17 protein-coding genes are annotated in these 17653 nt (G+C 40.9%); 3 read left to right on the top strand and 14 right to left on the bottom strand.

The features are described from left to right. Nucleotides 1-20: 20 nt before the first annotated feature. The 6 genes from dnaG to gmk form a co-directional block, all read right to left on the bottom strand. Complete coding sequence (dnaG, locus tag GYX91_RS07130) at nucleotides 21-1805, bottom strand: DNA primase (protein WP_174830395.1); 1785 nt, start codon at nucleotides 1803-1805, stop codon at nucleotides 21-23. A gap of 82 nt (nucleotides 1806-1887) precedes the next feature. Continuing rightward, nucleotides 1888-2331, bottom strand: a complete 444-nt coding sequence (locus GYX91_RS07125) for a GatB/YqeY domain-containing protein (protein WP_174830393.1) — start codon at nucleotides 2329-2331, stop codon at nucleotides 1888-1890. A gap of 173 nt (nucleotides 2332-2504) precedes the next feature. Beyond that, nucleotides 2505-2717, bottom strand: coding sequence for a 30S ribosomal protein S21 (rpsU, locus tag GYX91_RS07120; protein WP_025331051.1), 213 nt, complete (start codon nucleotides 2715-2717; stop codon nucleotides 2505-2507). A 278-nt stretch (nucleotides 2718-2995) separates the two neighbouring features. Next, complete coding sequence (locus GYX91_RS07115; RefSeq protein ID WP_174830391.1) at nucleotides 2996-5524, bottom strand: bifunctional (p)ppGpp synthetase/guanosine-3',5'-bis(diphosphate) 3'-pyrophosphohydrolase; 2529 nt, start codon at nucleotides 5522-5524, stop codon at nucleotides 2996-2998. 15 nt (nucleotides 5525-5539) lie between these two features. Next, nucleotides 5540-5743, bottom strand: a complete 204-nt coding sequence (rpoZ, locus tag GYX91_RS07110) for a DNA-directed RNA polymerase subunit omega (protein WP_174830389.1) — start codon at nucleotides 5741-5743, stop codon at nucleotides 5540-5542. Between the two features lie 50 nt (nucleotides 5744-5793). Next, a complete protein-coding gene (gene gmk / locus GYX91_RS07105) occupies nucleotides 5794-6405 on the bottom strand; it encodes a guanylate kinase (protein WP_025331048.1) in 612 nt (203 codons plus the stop codon). Nucleotides 6406-6562: 157 nt separating this feature from the next. Between gmk and GYX91_RS07100 the strand changes: the two genes are divergently transcribed. The 3 genes from GYX91_RS07100 to GYX91_RS07090 all read left to right on the top strand — a co-directional run bounded on the left by GYX91_RS07100 (nucleotide 6563) and on the right by GYX91_RS07090 (nucleotide 9481). Further along, a complete protein-coding gene (locus GYX91_RS07100; protein WP_174830387.1) occupies nucleotides 6563-8188 on the top strand; it encodes a CTP synthase in 1626 nt (541 codons plus the stop codon). A gap of 147 nt (nucleotides 8189-8335) precedes the next feature. After that, a complete protein-coding gene (locus GYX91_RS07095) occupies nucleotides 8336-8833 on the top strand; it encodes a DUF3465 domain-containing protein (protein WP_174830385.1) in 498 nt (165 codons plus the stop codon). 72 nt (nucleotides 8834-8905) lie between these two features. After that, a complete protein-coding gene (locus tag GYX91_RS07090; protein ID WP_025331045.1) occupies nucleotides 8906-9481 on the top strand; it encodes an HdeD family acid-resistance protein in 576 nt (191 codons plus the stop codon). Between the two features lie 98 nt (nucleotides 9482-9579). On the opposite strand, the gene GYX91_RS07085 is transcribed toward GYX91_RS07090, so the two are convergent. The 8 genes from GYX91_RS07085 to GYX91_RS07050 all read right to left on the bottom strand — a co-directional run bounded on the left by GYX91_RS07085 (nucleotide 9580) and on the right by GYX91_RS07050 (nucleotide 17653). Continuing rightward, nucleotides 9580-10773 (bottom strand): amino acid aminotransferase, encoded by a 1194-nt coding sequence (locus tag GYX91_RS07085; protein WP_174830382.1) that lies wholly within the window; start codon nucleotides 10771-10773, stop codon nucleotides 9580-9582. Nucleotides 10774-10881: 108 nt separating this feature from the next. Beyond that, nucleotides 10882-11589 carry a tRNA (guanosine(46)-N7)-methyltransferase TrmB gene (trmB, locus tag GYX91_RS07080; protein WP_174830380.1) on the bottom strand — a complete coding sequence of 236 codons (708 nt, stop codon included), beginning with the start codon at nucleotides 11587-11589 and terminating at the stop codon, nucleotides 10882-10884. Between the two features lie 61 nt (nucleotides 11590-11650). Beyond that, complete coding sequence (gene aroB, locus GYX91_RS07075; protein WP_174830379.1) at nucleotides 11651-12733, bottom strand: 3-dehydroquinate synthase; 1083 nt, start codon at nucleotides 12731-12733, stop codon at nucleotides 11651-11653. A gap of 6 nt (nucleotides 12734-12739) precedes the next feature. Beyond that, on the bottom strand, nucleotides 12740-13282 hold the full coding sequence (locus GYX91_RS07070) for a shikimate kinase (protein WP_174830377.1): 543 nt from the start codon (nucleotides 13280-13282) through the stop codon (nucleotides 12740-12742). Between the two features lie 247 nt (nucleotides 13283-13529). After that, the gene (gene pilQ, locus GYX91_RS07065) at nucleotides 13530-15713 is read right to left on the bottom strand and encodes a type IV pilus secretin PilQ (protein ID WP_174830375.1); all 2184 of its coding nucleotides are present in this window, start codon (nucleotides 15711-15713) and stop codon (nucleotides 13530-13532) included. 36 nt (nucleotides 15714-15749) lie between these two features. Beyond that, complete coding sequence (locus tag GYX91_RS07060; protein WP_084550899.1) at nucleotides 15750-16289, bottom strand: pilus assembly protein PilP; 540 nt, start codon at nucleotides 16287-16289, stop codon at nucleotides 15750-15752. A 51-nt stretch (nucleotides 16290-16340) separates the two neighbouring features. Next, nucleotides 16341-16991, bottom strand: coding sequence for a type 4a pilus biogenesis protein PilO (locus GYX91_RS07055; RefSeq protein WP_084547399.1), 651 nt, complete (start codon nucleotides 16989-16991; stop codon nucleotides 16341-16343). A gap of 14 nt (nucleotides 16992-17005) precedes the next feature. Beyond that, nucleotides 17006-17653, bottom strand: a complete 648-nt coding sequence (locus tag GYX91_RS07050) for a PilN domain-containing protein (RefSeq protein ID WP_084584936.1) — start codon at nucleotides 17651-17653, stop codon at nucleotides 17006-17008.

The raw sequence follows: 17653 nt of genomic DNA, 5'->3' as shown, positions 1-17653 counted from the left end.
CGTTTACAATAACCGCCGGTTTATACTGACGGCATTTTGGACGGACTTAAAAGTAGCAGTAATAACTGTTTTTCGTCGGCACTTAGTCGCTCATGCTGGAGTTTGCGCTTCAACGCATCAATCTGCTGTGTTTTAAGGTTGTCCAGTAATTTTTGCATGCCCTGTCTGAATGTGGTGCAGTCATCTTCATTGCCTGGCTGCATGACATCCGGTGAGTCCATATAATCATGAATAATCTGCCGGATAACGGGTTCAAATTCAGTATTACGCATCAGTTCCAGCACGGCACCACTGTTTAACGGGGTAACGGAGGCTTGAATACGTTCAGCCAGCGCGGCGAGGCATGCATAATCGCCGTGCAGGTCCAGATATTCTGGTAGTTCTATATATACGGCCCATTGCGGATTTATCAATAGCGCGCGTATCTGCTTTTGCACTAATGACATGACTGGCGGCTGCCGGAAAGTATTGCGGGGTAATTGATAACTTTTCTGTCTGATAGTCTGAGGTCTGGGCAGTTCCTGCCCGAGCAGTTGTGCCAGATTGTGTTCATCAATACCTACTTTCCGGCTAAGTTCCTGACGCAGCAGAAAAGAAAGTGCCGGTGCTTTGATTTGCGCCAGTAAAGGACTGGCGGTTTTAATCAGCTCCGCTTTGCCTTCCTGTGTATCCATATCAATATTTTCTGTTAGTACCTGCCAGAAATAGGCTGATAGCGGCAGACTCTGATTGAGTAATGCATCTTCAAATGGTTTTAATCCATAGCTGCGTACGTAACTGTCAGGATCGTGTTCGGCTGGTAAGAACAGAAAGTGTAAAATTTTGTCGTCTTTTAACTGCGGTAAGGCATTTTCTAAAGCCCGCCAGGCTGCTTTTTTACCTGCGTTGTCGCCGTCAAAGCAAAAATAGATATGATCGCTTTGCCGCATCAGTAAGCGCACATGTTCGGCGGTGGTGGCAGTACCAAGTGCGGCTACTGCATAGCCCAGACCAAACTGTGCCAGGGCAACTACGTCCATATAACCTTCTACTACCAGTACACGCTGTGCTTCTTTAATGGCGGCACGTGCTTCATACAAGCCATACAGATTACGACCTTTATCAAACAAGGGAGTTTCAGGTGAATTAAGATATTTAGGTTCGCCTGAATCCAGAATGCGCGCACCAAACCCGATAATCTGACCGCGGGTGCTGCGGATTGGAAACATAATACGGTTACGGAACCGGTCGTAATGGCGGTCGTCTTTGGTGATGACCATACCGCTGTTTACTAGTGCATTGCTTGGATAGGGCTGGAATACTTTTGCCAGTGCCTGCCAGTCATCAGGTGCATAGCCCAAACCATAATGAAGAATGATTTCATCGCTCAGCCCGCGCTGCTGTAAGTAATTCTGAGCACTTGTCGAGGTTTTAAGTTGTTGCTGGTAAAAGGTGGCGGCATCAGCTGTGGTTTGTTCCAGTGTCTGCTGTTGCTGTTTAAGAGCTTTATGTACCTGTGAGTTGTTGTTGCCGATCTGTCTGGGTACGGTCATTCCGATCCGGTCGGCCAGAAATTGCACAGCTTCCTGAAAGCTTAATCCTTGATATTCCATGATAAAGCCAATGGCTGAACCATGTACGCCGCAGCCAAAGCAATGATAAAACTGTTTGCTGGGGCTGACAGAAAAAGAAGGAGATTTTTCTTTGTGAAAAGGGCAGCAGGCCATGTAGTTGGCACCGCTTTTTTTTAACGGTACAAACTCTTCAATTACATCGACGACATCAATTTTATTTAATAATTCGTCAATAAATTCACTGGGAATCATGCCAACTATGCCTGCTATCTTCAATATGAAAGATTGGAAAACGGTCTTTCTGATCTGCTGTTATGGTTAATGCAGAAAACTTTTAGTTCAAAAGCTGTTTGATTTTTTTGCTGACTTCACTCATGTCAGCTTTACCGGTCAGTGTTTTTTTCAGTACACCCATAACTTTACCCATATCACTTGGCTGCGCAGCGCCTGTGCTGGTTATGGCTTCTTTAATGGCTGCGTCAATTTCAGCTTCGTCGAGCATTTTGGGCAGATAATTCTGCAGCAGATCGATTTCTGACTGTTCTTTTTCTGCTAGATCGGTTCTGCCAGCCTCGGTATACATGCGTACAGACTCTTTGCGCTGTTTAACCATTTTGCTAATAATGGCCGTGAAGCGTGTATCGTCTACTTCGATTCGTTCATCTACTTCGATCTGTTTTATTGCAGCCAGCGCCATTCGAATGGTAGACAGGGTAGCTGAATCATGATTGCGCAAGGCAGTTTTCATATCTTCTTGCAGTTGTTGTTTCAGGCTCATAATAATGCTCGCAATAAATAAAAATTAAATTAGTTTAGTATGATACTGCTAAAATTGCGGTGCTTCAGATAGTTATTTCTGTAAAATGCAAATACCGCAAGCAATAGCCTGCGGTATTGTTTTCAATTGTATTTATTTCCGGTTACCAGAAAATGATAAACCGGAGCTACCAATTAATAGAATTTTGGTGGCAATTGCTGGCTGCGCAAGCGTTTCTGTAAACGTTTTACGGCTGCTGCTTTTTTACGTTTACGTTCAGTAGTTGGTTTTTCGTAAGCTTCACGAGCACGCAGTTCGGTCATCAGACCGGTTTTTTCAACAGAGCGTTTAAAGCGACGCATCGCAACTTCAAAAGGTTCATTTTCTTTTACACGTACAGAAGGCATGTTTTTTCCTGAATAAATGAGTTCTGATGCTGATTACTATATTAATCAGCTAAATATTTAAATATTGCCACTTAGGGCTAGGGCGGTGTTTACGGTACCGCATAACCGTTTACAACATCACCTCCTAAGGTGTAAATAATGGCTATATCTGTAATAAACAAAGGAATAACAGACATAGGTTTATTTTAAAAATAAGGCAGAATTATGTCTGATTAAATATCGTTCGTCAAGATGATATTTAACGGATATATATATGAATATTTATCAGGAAAGATTGCTTAGACGCGGTTTACGCGGCGAATCTGAGGTACAGAGTGCAAATCCCGGGTAATCTGGTTCAGCTGGTCTAGATCTTTTACCTGTAAAACAAAGCGAAATTCGATAAATCCATCAATGCCTTCAAGTTTTTTCGATGTTGTTTCAACCGACTTGATATCACCGCCATTAGAGGAAATCGCCTGAGCAATAGTGGCCAGTAAGCCATGACTATCGATTGCATTCAGACACAGTGTTGTTTGATAGTTGCTTGCCTGCATAATATCCCAGTTAGCATCAAGCTGAAGCTCAGGATCTGTTTTCAGAATGGTATTGCAGGTATCACGATGGATGATGATTCCCTGATCTTTGATTAATAAGGCTTTAATAGTATCACCGGGAATAGGGTGGCAGCATTTAGCCAGATGAATATGGGTAGATTCATTGCCGGTAAGATTAATGGGTGCCAGTTTAATGGTGTTGTTAAAGTGTTCTCCGGCCAGCTCTGCGATGTGCATGGCTATGGAAACCGGTTGCAACAATCCCATACCAACTTCGCACAGGATATTTTCAAAGGAAGTATTTTTCTGTTGTAAATCGGCCAGATATTTATCTTTCAGACTGTCTGAAAGTAAAACGTTTTCCGGTAACAGGCTGGAGAGTGCTTTTTGTAATAATTTCTCACCCAGACGGATGGCATCTGAACGATTCATTTTTTTAATCTGGCTGCGAATGGCGCTGCGTGCATGGCTGGAAACGGCAAAATCAAGCCATGCCGGGGTAGGATGACCATTGCTGGAGGTAATGATTTCTACTGTATCACCAGTGTGCAGCCGAGTGCGTAATGGCATAAGATTGTGATTAATACGTGCTGAAACAGTGCGATTACCAATACCAGTGTGGACTGCATAAGCAAAATCCACCGGTGTGGCACCTTCCGGTAAGGTAATGATTTTGCCTTTAGGGGTGAAAACGTATACCTCGTTTGGAAACAGATCAGTTTTTACATGTTCAAAGAATTCAATGGCATTGGCACTATGCGCCTGAATATCAAGTATGCTTTGCAGCCATTGATTTGTACGCATCTGAGCCTGATCAAAGCTATTCTGCTCACCATCTTTATGCATCCAGTAACTGGCTATACCGCGTTCGGCAATGGTATCCATTTCATGTGTACGAATCTGTACTTCAATTGGTAGACCATACGGGCCTACCAGTATGGTATGCAGACTCTGGTAACCATTATTTTTAGGGATGGCGATATAGTCTTTGATTCTTCCCGGCTTAGGCTTGTAAAGATTATGCAGTACGCCTAAAGCGGTATAGCAGGCTGGTATATTATTAACGATAACTCTGAATGCATATATATCCATTACGTCGGCAAAATGGAGATTTTTCCGGCGCATTTTTTCATATATGCTATAAAGATTTTTTTCTCGACCTCTTACCTGTGCCTCGATATTGGCACTAACCAGACGCTGGCTGAATGCGCGCAGTACTTTTCCAACCACGTCACGCCGGTTACGCCGGGATGACTGAATAGCTTTGGCGAGTACTTCATAGCGATGCGGATACAAATGCTTGAATGCCAGGTCCTGTAATTCGCGGTACACATGGTTTAATCCGATTCGATTGGCCAGTTGCGCATAGATTTCCATGGTTTCCTGAGCAATACGTCTTCGGCTGGCTGGTTTTTTTGCTGACAGTGTGCGCATATTGTGCAGCCGGTCTGACAGCTTGACAATGATCACCCGTACGTCCTGTGTCATTGCCATAATAAGCTTGCGAAAACTTTCAGCCTGAGCTTCCTGCTGGCTGTTATATTCCAGTTTTTCCAGTTTCGATAGCCCGTCAACCATATTGGCTATGGTTTCTCCGAATACAGCAATAATTTCTTCTTTGGTGGTACCGGTATCTTCCAGTACGTCGTGTAATACACCTGCACATAAAGCCTGAATGTCTACATGCCATTCAGCCAGTTGGGTTGCCACCGCTATAGGATGGGTAATATAGGGCAGACCACTATTGCGAAACTGTCCTTGATGTGCAGTTGCACCAAATTCACAGGCTTTGCCAAGTAATTGCAGGTCATCTTTTCCGAGATAGGATGCAGTATGCAATAATTTATTCTGTGCCTCGGTAATAATGGCATGATAGCTGTTTTCTATTTGCTGCTCACAGCATTTAAGTTGTGAAGCAATATCGGTATATGCTGAGGTATTAATTTCGTTTAAAATTTTCATCCCCACCTGTCCTAATGCATGGCTTGGCAGGTGAAAATCTGAAGTACCTAAATCTTCAAAAGCAATTTTGATTAAAACGGCAGCAAGAGCCTGTACTCTGTGCAGATTTTGTGCAAGAGATGTAGTAATGGCAAAACTGCGTTCCAGTAATGCAGTTTTGCCAGTTTTGTCAGCAAGAGAATATATATAGGCGCATGCCTGTTCCAGCAATTCCCAGCGTTCTTGTTTATTCAGATATTCTGTATGTGCGAAAAGATTATCTCGCCATTGGTTTACTGGTGGTTTATAAGGCACGCTGGGGGGGTACATGGCTGTTTGCCTGTATTATTTTTGCTGGTTAAGTAATTCTGTTCCGATTTGTCCGCTAGCAATTTCGCGCAAGGCAATGACAGTCGGTTTATCATGATCTTCTTCGACCAGTGCAGTAGCGCCGTTGGCAAGCTGACGGGCGCGTAAAGCAGCTATCATGGTCAGGTCAAAATGATTCGGAATACGTCCGATACAATCTTCTACAGTGATACGAGCCATAATCTGAGTTCCATTCCTGATATCAGGATAAGTAATAAAAGGTAAATAAATTATTTTTCGGATAAAATTTGTATAATTGTCTGGCTTTGTGCTTTGGCACGCAAGCCAACTGAGCGAATAATCGCCAGCAGGTCATTTTCTGCTTGTGTAATCTCTTCATTAACAATCACATAATCGAATAACAGGCTTTGCTCTATTTCTTCACGTGATTTTTCCAGCCGGTAGGCTATTACATCTTCACTATCTGTGCCTCTGTTTCGCAGACGTTCGTTCAGTTCAGCCATTGACGGAGGCAGAATAAAAATGCTGGTGGCTTCCGGTAATAAACGGCGGATCTGTTCAGCACCCTGCACATCTATTTCCAGAATAACGTTATAGCCCTGTTTTGATAATGACTCAACAGCTTTTAAACTGGTGCCGTAATAATTACCATAGACATTTGCATGTTCTATGAAGGCATTGGCAGCAATCATTTGCTCAAATTCATCACGGCTGACAAAATGGTAATGAATGCCATTTTGTTCTCCATCTCGCGGCATTCTGGTGGTGTGGGAGATAGAAATACGGATATCAGGCTGACAGGCACTCAGACGTGAAACCAGAGTGGTTTTGCCTGTTCCGGAAGCGGCGGAAACAATGAAAATATGTCCAGATTGCAACATAATAAAAATTTAGCGGTTACGGTGATTAATTATGCCACAACCGTGATTATTGCGCCAATCCGGAGATAATATTCTCACTCTTTATGTGACCGGGCAGTATCTTTCATTTCATGCTGTTTTCGGCTAAAATGCTCAATTCAATTTCCTGCTGATTGTCATGACCAAGTTTATTTTTGTAACTGGCGGTGTGGTCTCTTCACTGGGTAAAGGCATTGCCGCTGCGTCTACTGCTGCTATTTTAGAATCCCGTGGTTTAAAAGTAACCATGCTTAAACTGGATCCGTATATTAATGTTGATCCGGGTACAATGAGTCCTTTTCAGCATGGGGAAGTATTTGTTACTGATGATGGTGCTGAAACAGATCTGGATCTCGGGCATTACGAGCGCTTTATTGATGCTACGATGCAAAAGCGCAATAATTTTACATCCGGCCAGGTGTATGAAAGTGTAATTCATAAAGAACGCCGTGGTGATTATCTGGGGGGTACGGTTCAGGTTATTCCCCACATTACTGATGAAATCAAACGCAAAATTCATGAAGGTGCTGCCGGTTTCGATGTGGCGATTGTCGAAATTGGAGGTACGGTAGGTGATATCGAGTCTTTGCCTTTTCTGGAAGCCATCAGACAAATGCGCAGCCAGCAAGGGCGAACCAATACTCTTTTTGTTCATCTTTCCTATGTACCGTATATTGCGGCCGCAGGTGAGATAAAAACCAAACCGACCCAGCATTCCGTTAAAGAATTACGTGAAATCGGCATTCAGCCGGATGTACTTATCTGCCGTATAGACCGGCCGATGCCGGAAGAAGAAAAACGTAAGATCGCTTTGTTCTGTAATGTTGAAGAGCGTGCGGTTATAAGCTGTTATGATGTTAATAGCATTTATGAAGTGCCGGCAATGCTTCATGATCAGGGTATTGACAATATTATCTGTGAGCAGCTGCAACTTAATGTTCAGCAGGCCGATCTGACTGCATGGAATAAGATTGTTTATTTAGTACAACATCCGAAACACAAAGTAAAAATTGCCATGGTCGGCAAATATGTCGATTTAACTGAATCATATAAATCTTTGTCGGAAGCTTTAAAGCATGCCGGTATTCAGACCGAAACTGAAGTAGATATTCATTATATAGATAGTGAAGCTCTGGAAACAGAAGGAACGGCCTGCTTAGAAGATATGGATGCCATACTGGTTCCCGGTGGTTTCGGTACGCGTGGTGTTGAAGGAAAAATCGCTGCTGTTCGTTATGCGCGTGAAAAGCAAATTCCTTATCTGGGTATCTGCCTGGGCATGCAAATCGCGCTGATTGAATATGCACGTGATGTGGCTAATCTGGATGGAGCCAATTCAACTGAATTTGATCTGAAAACCCAGCATCCTGTTGTTGCTTTGATTAGTGAGTGGCAAGACAGGGACGGGCAGATTGAAAAGCGTGATGTTAATACTAATCTTGGCGGTACGATGCGTTTAGGCGCACAAGAAGTAAAACTGGCTGACGGCTCATTGGCGAGAAACATTTATGGTAATGAGTTGATTCGCGAGCGTCATCGTCATCGTTATGAAGTTAATAACTATTATGTGCCACAGTTAGAACAGGCTGGTTTGGTTATTGGCGGTGTATCTACCGGACATGAGCGTTTGGTTGAAACAATTGAATTACCGAATCACCCTTGGTTTTTCGCTTGTCAGTTTCATCCTGAGTTTACTTCAACACCAAAAAATGGCCATCCTTTGTTTACAGCCTTTATTAAAGCAGCATTAGCTTATAAAAAATAAATTATTATAGTTTTTATTAGAATCAGGCTATCCGAGTGCTCGGATAGCCTGATTTTTTTATTTATATCAACATTAATTTTGCTAACGCTGATTACATTTTGTATGATGAAATAAATTGTTACTAATTGCACATCAAAATTTTTACTTATGAAGAAAGTAATTTTGCTGGTTATTGTGGCGCTGGGATTATGGTTGTGGTTGCAAAGCACAACAGACGAACGGCCAAAAAGTCAGGCACAGGAACAGGTAATTAATTCTTTTAAATCTATGCGGCATAGTTTTACTGCTGCACCTGCTGCAAGTAATCCAAAGGAAAGTGTGTCGATTGAGCAAGCTCAAAAAGAAAATCTTGATAAAGTACAGGTATATGGAGAAGGTAAAGTTATTAAAACATTACTTGATGATAATAAAGGCAGTCGTCATCAGCGTTTTATACTGCGTACAGGTACAGATAGTACGGTTTTAATAGTGCATAATATTGATATAGCGCCGAGGCTGAATGATTTGCAGCGTGATGACACAGTTGGCTTTTCAGGTGAATATATCAGTAACAACCGTGGCGGATTAGTCCATTGGACACACCATGATCCAAAGCATCGGCATTATGATGGCTGGCTGTTATATAAAAATAAGCGTTATCAATAGCAATCGTTTATTGATATCTTATCCATTAATATTTTATCATTTAGAAATGGACATTTAATTAAAGGAAATATTGTGAATAATTTTACATTTCGCAGTCCGTTAGCTAATTTACTTTCAAAAAATTGGTGGATAGTACTTTTACGTGGGATTGCTGCATTGATTTTTGGGTTGCTAACGTGGTTCTATCCATTCATAACTATAATGGTCATGGTTATATTCTTCGGTGTTTATGCTTTAATAGATGGTGTAATGGGCGTAATCATTTCTATTAATGGTCGAAAAAGTCATCAGGATTGGTGGTTAATGCTGATTTGGGGTATTGTAAGTATTCTGGCCGGTATCCTGACATTTTTTGTTCCGGGAATTACCTGGCTGGTTTTAATTACATTTATTGCTGCTTGGGCTTTGATATCCGGTATATTCCAAATTATAACTGCAATACGTCTTCGCAAAACTCTTCAGGGTGAATGGTGGATGATTATTGCCGGTATCTTATCGGTTTTGGTGGGTGTTATTCTGTTAATTGATCCAGTGCAGGGCGGTATAGCATTAACCTGGGTAATTGGTGTTTATGCAGCATTATTCGGTGTCATGAATATTGCATTGGCTTTCCGGTTACGCCGGTTTGCTATTCATCAAGTCAATTAAGAAATTTACTTTGTAATTGAATTTATTGTGTTGGTAATACAAATAATGAAACTGGCTGACTAGTTAATAATCAGCCAGTTTCAATGTTCAGACACTAATTACTTTAATACAGCAACCATTGCATTGGCTACGTATTCTATATTACTGCTATTTAATCCAGCCATGCACATACGACCATTTTCAACCATATATACACCAAATTCGCTTTTCAGACGTTCAACTTGCTGCGGATTCAGACCAGTGAAGCTGAACATACCCCGTTGTTTTACAAAATAGCTGAAATCGCGCTCTGGGAATTTTGCCTGTAAAACTTCATGCAAACGGCTGCGCATAGCGCGAATACGATCGCGCATCATATAGACTTCCTGTTCCCATTGCTTGAATAACTGATTATTGTTCATTACACGGTCAACGACATGACCGCCGTGTGCAGGAGGGCTTGAATATAAACGGCGTACAGTAAATTTAAGCTGACTTTGTACAAGACGGGCTTCTTCAGTTGTCGGGCAGACAATACTCAGACCACCCACTCGCTCGCCGTACATTGAAAGATTTTTAGAAAAAGAGTTGCTGATATAAACGCATAAGCCTAAATCAACAGCTTTACGAATAGCATAGGTATCGGTTTCTATGTCGTCACCAAAGCCTTGATATGCTATATCCATAAAAGGGATAAGTTGTTTTTGTTTGATAATCTCAAGCAGCTCATCCCATTGCTGTTGGCTTGGGTCTACACCGGTGGGATTATGGCAGCACGGATGTAACAAAATAATATTGCCTGCATCCAGTTGCTGAAGAAATTGTTTTAATTCTGTAAATTTAATGCCAATTGTTTCAGGATCATAGTAGGGGTATTTTAATACTTCTATGCCTGCACCCTCAAAAATACTGATGTGGTTACCCCAGGTAGGATTGCTGACATAAACTTTTGCCTGAGGAAACCAGCGGTGAATAAATTCAGCACCGACGCGCAGGGCACCAGAACCACCAAGGCTGGCAATGGTAGCAACTCGTGCACTTTTAATAGCTTCATGTTCACTGCCAAGTAATAATTTCTGGCAGGCCTGGCGATAACCGGGCAGTCCGTCCATAGGCAGGTAATCATGTGGTAAATTTTCTTTAACCAGTTGCGATTCTACGGTGCTAACGCATTCCAGTACTGGGACATGGCCGGTATCATCATAATAAACACCAACACCCAAATTTACTTTCTGATTACGTGAATCTTGTTTGTATTGATCCATCAGACCCAGAATGGGATCGCCCGGATAGTATTCGACATTCTGAAACATCTCAGTTCCTTAGAAGACAGCAATATTATTTAACAGAAAAAAGAATTGCCGCAATGCAATCAGGTTGATTGTACCTTAAATGTCTTTACTTTTTATTAATTCTTGATGTTATTTTTTTACAAAAATCAAATCCCACACACCGTGTCCCAGACGTTTTCCGCGTGCTTCAAATTTAGTTTCCGGCCGGTAGGTCGGAGTGGCAGCAAAATCATCAGCAGTATTTTGTAATTCAGAGAAGCTGGATAACACTTCAAGCATCTGATCGGCATATTCCTGCCAGTCGGTAGCCAAATGGATATAGCCGTTTGGTTTCAGTTTGGGAAGTAATTGGGCAATAAAAGGTATCTGAATTAGACGTCGTTTATTATGGCGTTTTTTATGCCATGGATCAGGAAAGAAAATATGAATCCCATGCAAACTATTATCATGGAGCATGTAATTGACGACTTCCACCGCATCGTGGCGCATCACCCGTATATTCTGAATATTTTGTTCCTGAATCAGCTTTAGCAGATTACCTACGCCCGGGCCGTGTACATCAATAGCCAGAAAATCACACTCAGGCAGGTTTTGGGCAATTGCAGCTGTTGCTACTCCCATCCCAAAGCCAATTTCCAGAATTTTTGGTGAAGGACGATTGAAGATGGTATCTAAATCAATTTGATTTTGGTTAAAATCAATACCAAACAGTGGCCATTGAGTATCTATAGCACGTTGCTGGGCAGCTGTCATATGGCCTTGACGAAGAACAAAACTGCGGATGCTGCGCTTATGATCGTGATTATTTTCCGCCTGGAGATCGGATTGATTAGTCATACTTTATCTTGTGTTTAATGTAAAAGTCGATGATAGAATTAGGCGCAGATTCTAACATGCTTCACAAGATATAGGGTTTCAGAGTTGTGGCCAGTGTTTCGGTTACAATATCATCAGCTATCATTGCCTGCCCAAGTTGTTTGAGTGCAACAAAACGTAATTTTCCATCAATTACTTTTTTATCATGGCTCATATGTCCAAGCCATGCCTTAAGTGACATCGCCGGAGGGAGAACGGGCAGCCTGGCCTGATTTAATAATGCAATCACACGCTCCGTATCTTTTTTGTTCAAATAACCCAGTTGCTCAGATAAACGGCAGGCAAGTACTGTACCGGCAGCCACAGCTTCTCCATGCAGCCAGTTACCATAACCCATTTCTGCTTCGATGGCATGGCCGAATGTATGTCCCAGATTTAAATAAGCACGGATACCGGCTTCTTTTTCATCGGCACCCACAATTTCAGCTTTCATCTGACAGCAACGATAAACGGCTTCAGCCAGTATTGATGGATTCTGTGCCATTAATGCGGTGATGTTATTTTCCAGCCATTGAAGAAATTCGATATCACCTAATACGGCATACTTGATTACTTCTGCTAAACCGGCAGAAAATTCACGTGCTGGTAATGTTTGCAAACTGTTTAAGTCAATAAATACGGCTTGGGGCTGATAAAACGCTCCAATCATATTTTTTCCTAAAGGATGATTGATTGCTGTTTTACCGCCAACTGATGAATCTACCTGACTGAGCAGTGTTGTAGGAATCTGGATAAAAGGTGCTCCGCGCTGATAGGTAGCAGCGGCAAAACCTACCATATCGCCAATTACACCTCCTCCTAAGGCCAGTAAGGTGGTTTGGCGTTCGGCATGGTTTTGCATCAGACCATCATAAATTAAATTGAGAGTTTCCCAATTTTTATACCGTTCTCCGTCTGGCAGAATAATACTGAAATATTCATGGCCTGCCTGATTCATGATTTGCTGCCATTGAGGTAGATACAATTCAGCAACGGTTACATTGGTAACAATGGCAATCTTATGATTTAAATAAGGAGCAAGAATATTTTGTGCAGATTTCAGCAGATCACTGCCAATAAATATCGGGTACTGGTGTGAAGCAGTTGCAACAGAAAGGGTATACATGATGGGTTATAAAAGAGAGAGTTGTTGAGAGGGGTATCGTAATAATCGAATTAATCGATTAATCGTCCTGGAGCTATAAGGACTGTCTACATCTATTATGGTATGGGCTGTTGCACGATAGATAGGATCACGTACGGTATATAGTTCTTGCAATTTTGCCAGAGGATCAGAAACTTGAAGTAGTGGTCGGTTTTTGTCGTGCTGAATTCTGCTTAACAGTATTTCCGGTTGGGCATGCAGATAAACAACGTGACCATTTTGTTGCAGTTTAAGTCGGTTTTCGATTTGTAAAATAGTACCGCCACCAGTGGCAATGACAATATTTTTTTGCTGCACCAGCTCGCTGATAATGGCCGCTTCCCGTAACCGAAAACCGGCTTCTCCTTCAACTTCAAAAATAGTGGGAATAGATACGCCAGTACGTTCACATATTACTTGATCGCTATCATAAAAATCGCGATGTAATTTTGTTGCCAGTTGTTTACCAAGAGTAGTTTTACCTGCTCCCATCAAACCGATCAGAATCAGATTGCCAGCTATATTATCCATGTCTGTTATTGTAACTGAGAGCTGTAGTTTATGCATTAGTAAACTGATGTAGATACTTGATGAATAGCATAATCTGTAAATGAGTATATTTCTGTTTTTCTAACTTTAAAAAATAATAGCGAGAAGAGTAGTTATATTTGATAAATAGAAAATATAACTTTAATAAATGTTTTCTCCTTGTTGATATTTAATAATTAAAAAGCCAGCCTGTTTTACAGGCTGGCTAAGTGTTAGGTGAAAAGATTAATTAATATTTCAAAGGTGCGCTGGCAGAATCAACTACCCGAGGTGTAATGAAAACAAGTAATTCATTACGTTGCTGGGTATTCTTTCTGTGTTTAAATAAATTACCAATGCCCGGAATATCACCTAATAAAGGTATTTTATCCACACTGTTTTCATTATTTTCATTGTAAATGCCGCCAATGATTAATGTTCCGCCATTTTCAATCATGGTTTGGGTAACAACATTACGTTTTTGCATACAAATATCGCCTGAACGAAGTACATCCGGTGCGACATTTGAACAGGCAATCGGACGGTCATTCTGTACATTCAATGTCATAATGATATTGCCGTCAGGAGTAATCTGTGGTGTTACTTTCAACCCTAAGACTGCATCTTTGAAACTAGTTGATGTCGCACCGCTTGAAGTAGATTCCTGATATGGAACTTCATAACCAGATTCAATTTTGGCTTCCTTACGATCCTGAGTTAATACACGGGGTGAAGAAATAATTTTGGTTTTACCTTGAGCCTGAGATGCTGAAAGTTCCAAAGCTAACGCACCTGAAGCAAATTTATGTACCCAGGATACAACGGAAGTAGGATTAGTTACACCTAGATTAATATTTGGAAATCCAAGTTCAAAATTCGGATTACGGGTCGTACCTTTATTATCATCCTGAAGAGAAACTGTACCGCCAATATCAGTATGGGTAGTTCCTCTAGTATAACCGAACTTAGTACCTAGTTCACGCGCGAAACTATCTGTAGTTTCAACAATTCTTGCTTCAATTAATACTTGCTGAGAAGAAATATCAACCTGAGCTATCAGTTTTTCAAATTTTTTAATTACACTACTAATATCAGTGATAATTAAAGTGTTAGTTGCCGGATCGAGTAAGGCACTACCACGAGGGCTCAGAATACTTTTACTATCGCTTGAGCTACCGTCATCTGACAAATGCAATATTTTCTTAAAATCCTCTACACTGCGGTATTTAAGCTGGAATGTCTGAGAAATTAACGGACCTAAATCATCCAGTTTCCTTTGTTGTTCAAGAGAGGCAGTATCTCTGGACATGAATTCATCACGCGGAGCAATGTTGATAACATTTCCTTCACGACGCATATCAAGATTTCGTGTTTCCATAACCAGATTCAGAGCCTGATCCCAGGGAACATCTTTCAATGAAATGGTCATTTTGCCTTGAACGCTGTCACTGGCGACAATGTTCATGCCAGATTCTTTTGCCAGAATTTGTAAAATAGTGCGGACATCAATATCCTGAAAATCCAGAGATACGCGTTTACCTTTAAATGATTTATTATTAGCTTGTATTCCCTTATTTTCTACATCAAATTTGCGTGAAATCTGCAGGACAAGATTATTGCCGCTTGTCATTTGAGTATAGTCCCAGTCGCCCTGCATCTGAATGCTAACTTCAGTGTCGTTACCAATTCTGCGCAAACGTATAGCTCGTACCGGTGTACTGAAATCGGTAACATCTAAGTTACGTTGCTGTTCAGTTAATAAGGGAACATTTTTATAGGTTAAAGTAAGAGTAGCAGCATTACTTTTAATGGTTGGCTGTGCTTTACCATTCAGTCCGATAATGGAAACCACACCATTACCGTTTTTTCCTTTCTGGAAATCTACATTAACCGGCACCGGATCAGCAACATTGTAGGCATTATCTGCTGCACTGGAAGTCTGACGGTTAACTACTTGTTCAGTTATATTAGGTGCCGGATATGGTGCATTGAATACCGGAGCAGGTTCGGCATCAACAGAAGCTTGTTTATTTTTTACTTTGTTTTTAACAGGATGCGGGTCTTGTACATAAACCCAGACTTCATTACCTTTTATGGTTGCATTATATTGTGCTGCTTTTGATAGTGAAAGCATGATGCGTGTCCGGTCAGCTGTCTGACCAGCTTCAATCTGCTGTAATACAGAATCATCAAATTTGAGCAGATTCTGCGGTATGGTTAGACCTGTACTTGCAAAATCCAGTGCAATACGTGCAGGATTTTCGGTTGTAAAACCCCGTGGTAGTGCCGGGTCTTTATCAAAATGAATTTTTATCAATCGTTGTTGATTTTGCAGCGCACCAACATTAATAGCAGTAATATTTCCTGCCATTATACTCTGACTCAGTAAACCCAGACCCAGAGTGGATAAAATAGATATGGTTTTCATTTTCATATTTGGTACCTTTTATTCTTAAATGGGTTACTTGTATCAGTCGTCTTGTTCGGATGTTTCCGTGGAGGTGCTGTCTGCAGCCTGTAAAGGTAAGCTGGCACGATGTGTTGTCCAGTTACCGTACGAATCTTCAACTAATTCTGAAATAACAATTTCATCTTGCGTTATTGCCGTAATGCGTCCGAAACTTTGTCCGAGATAATTTCCCACATTAACGGTATATACATGTCCGTTTACAGCAATAAATGCGGAAGGAGCTTTACCTGCACCCTTTATCAATCCAACGTAATGTAATTCATCTAATGAAAAATTTTCCAGAATTTGTTTAGGCCGGTTTAAATCTGGTGCATTCGAACCCTGAACCCCGGCTTTAAATCTTGCCGGATCAAAAATATTTAGTTTTGGTTGTACAGGTGGCGTATAAGTAGGCTGAATATTTAACTTGGTTTCATTAGGTTTAACATTCTGAGTTTTTACCTGCTGTCTGGTATTTTGCATCCATTCATGTAAATCTTCATTTGCTGAAGAACAAGCACCTAATGCGAAAAGACCAAGAAAAAGTAAATATTTATTCATAATTTATCCGTTGCATATATGTTATAAAGTACTGTTTTGCAGAAACTAGGCTTATTTTTTATCATTGTTCTGTTCTTTTATTTCTGCATCGGTTAGCGCTTTATAGGTATTGGCAACCGCGTTCAAAGTAAGCGTATTATCTTTTTCATTCCGTTTAATAACAATTGAGTTCAACGTTACGATTCGTGATAATTTTCCTACATCGCGGAGAAACTGACTAATCTGATTGTAATTTCCTGTTAGGGTGATGTTATAAGGTAATGTCTGAATTACCTGCTGTTCAGATTTTTTGTCAGTTTGATTATCTGATTCAGTATTTTGGACCTGGGCAGGTGTTACACTGTCCATATTCAGTCCGTTTTTGGTTGCGCATTCATGTAATTCCTGAATCAGATTCGGAATTTCAGCCTGAGTTGGCAGCTGCTTTAATAATATATTAAATGAACCATTAATAGAGTCCAGTTCTGCTTTTAAAGCATCAAGATGAGCAGCCTGTCGGCTTTTTTCTGTATATGTCTGTTTCAGTTTTTCCTCTTCCTCACGCAGCTGGCTGATTTGTCCATTTAAACCACTGTAAACAAAGAAGTAGGCGAGAATTAGAATAATAACAATGATTGCTCCGGCAATACCTAATTGTACAGGTTTACTTTGCTGAGGTAAGGAGTTTAAATCAATTGCTTTCAAGTCAATATTTTTTGCCATGTTCAACTACTCCTTCAGTTTGATGCGGCTGCTGCATCAGACGCTGACTCATTTTGATCTGCAGTATCTGTTGAGATTGGATTAGTATTCTGATTTGCCTGAGTCATGTCATATGGTTGCCCAATGTTGCTATTCAGAGGAATACGAATACTGAATTCTTGTACATTATTTACCCGTTTAATATTGAGTAATTCCGGAGTGCTGAATAATTGTCCCGGTATTGCATTCATAAATGCAGCAGTTTTAGCATCACTGAATGCTTTACCATTGACTATATAGGTAGAGGAATTCTGAGCCTCAATACTGGTTATGTACAATCCCAAAGGTGCTACAGTATTTAATGTATCCAGTATACGCGCAGCTTCAAATCGTTTGTTTGATAGTTCTTCAACTTTTTCCTGTCGCGCGATAAAGTTCTTACGTTCTTCCTGCAGCTTGGAAATTTCTGCTATTTCTGAATCCAGTTTTTTAATACCGTTCTCTAACACCAGATTACGGCTTTCCTGGCTGCTTACTCTACTTTCAACAGCCAGATAGCCGAGGAAAGCTAGACCGAACCCAATTAGAGCAGCTCCGGCTAATAATGTCTGAAATTGCTTTTTTTGCTTGGCTTGTAATGCTTCACGGTAAGGCAGCAGGTTAATTTTTAATAAAGGTAACAT

Source organism: Snodgrassella sp. ESL0304 (assembly GCF_013344995.1).
Classification (GTDB): domain Bacteria; phylum Pseudomonadota; class Gammaproteobacteria; order Burkholderiales; family Neisseriaceae; genus Snodgrassella; species Snodgrassella alvi.
This window is presented reverse-complemented; position numbering and strand designations above follow the sequence as displayed.

Coding starts and splice junctions, on each gene's coding strand:
- dnaG (WP_174830395.1), bottom strand. CDS start 1,805: ATGATTCCCAGTGAATTTATTGACGAATTATTAAATAAAATTGATGTC.
- GYX91_RS07125 (WP_174830393.1), bottom strand. CDS start 2,331: ATGAGCCTGAAACAACAACTGCAAGAAGATATGAAAACTGCCTTGCGC.
- rpsU (WP_025331051.1), bottom strand. CDS start 2,717: ATGCCTTCTGTACGTGTAAAAGAAAATGAACCTTTTGAAGTTGCGATG.
- GYX91_RS07115 (WP_174830391.1), bottom strand. CDS start 5,524: ATGTACCCCCCCAGCGTGCCTTATAAACCACCAGTAAACCAATGGCGA.
- rpoZ (WP_174830389.1), bottom strand. CDS start 5,743: ATGGCTCGTATCACTGTAGAAGATTGTATCGGACGTATTCCGAATCAT.
- gmk (WP_025331048.1), bottom strand. CDS start 6,405: ATGTTGCAATCTGGACATATTTTCATTGTTTCCGCCGCTTCCGGAACA.
- GYX91_RS07100 (WP_174830387.1), top strand. CDS start 6,563: ATGACCAAGTTTATTTTTGTAACTGGCGGTGTGGTCTCTTCACTGGGT.
- GYX91_RS07095 (WP_174830385.1), top strand. CDS start 8,336: ATGAAGAAAGTAATTTTGCTGGTTATTGTGGCGCTGGGATTATGGTTG.
- GYX91_RS07085 (WP_174830382.1), bottom strand. CDS start 10,773: ATGTTTCAGAATGTCGAATACTATCCGGGCGATCCCATTCTGGGTCTG.
- trmB (WP_174830380.1), bottom strand. CDS start 11,589: ATGACTAATCAATCCGATCTCCAGGCGGAAAATAATCACGATCATAAG.
- aroB (WP_174830379.1), bottom strand. CDS start 12,733: ATGTATACCCTTTCTGTTGCAACTGCTTCACACCAGTACCCGATATTT.
- GYX91_RS07070 (WP_174830377.1), bottom strand. CDS start 13,282: ATGGATAATATAGCTGGCAATCTGATTCTGATCGGTTTGATGGGAGCA.
- pilQ (WP_174830375.1), bottom strand. CDS start 15,713: ATGAAAATGAAAACCATATCTATTTTATCCACTCTGGGTCTGGGTTTA.
- GYX91_RS07060 (WP_084550899.1), bottom strand. CDS start 16,289: ATGAATAAATATTTACTTTTTCTTGGTCTTTTCGCATTAGGTGCTTGT.
- GYX91_RS07055 (WP_084547399.1), bottom strand. CDS start 16,991: ATGGCAAAAAATATTGACTTGAAAGCAATTGATTTAAACTCCTTACCT.
- GYX91_RS07050 (WP_084584936.1), bottom strand. CDS start 17,653: ATGTTACCTTTATTAAAAATTAACCTGCTGCCTTACCGTGAAGCATTA.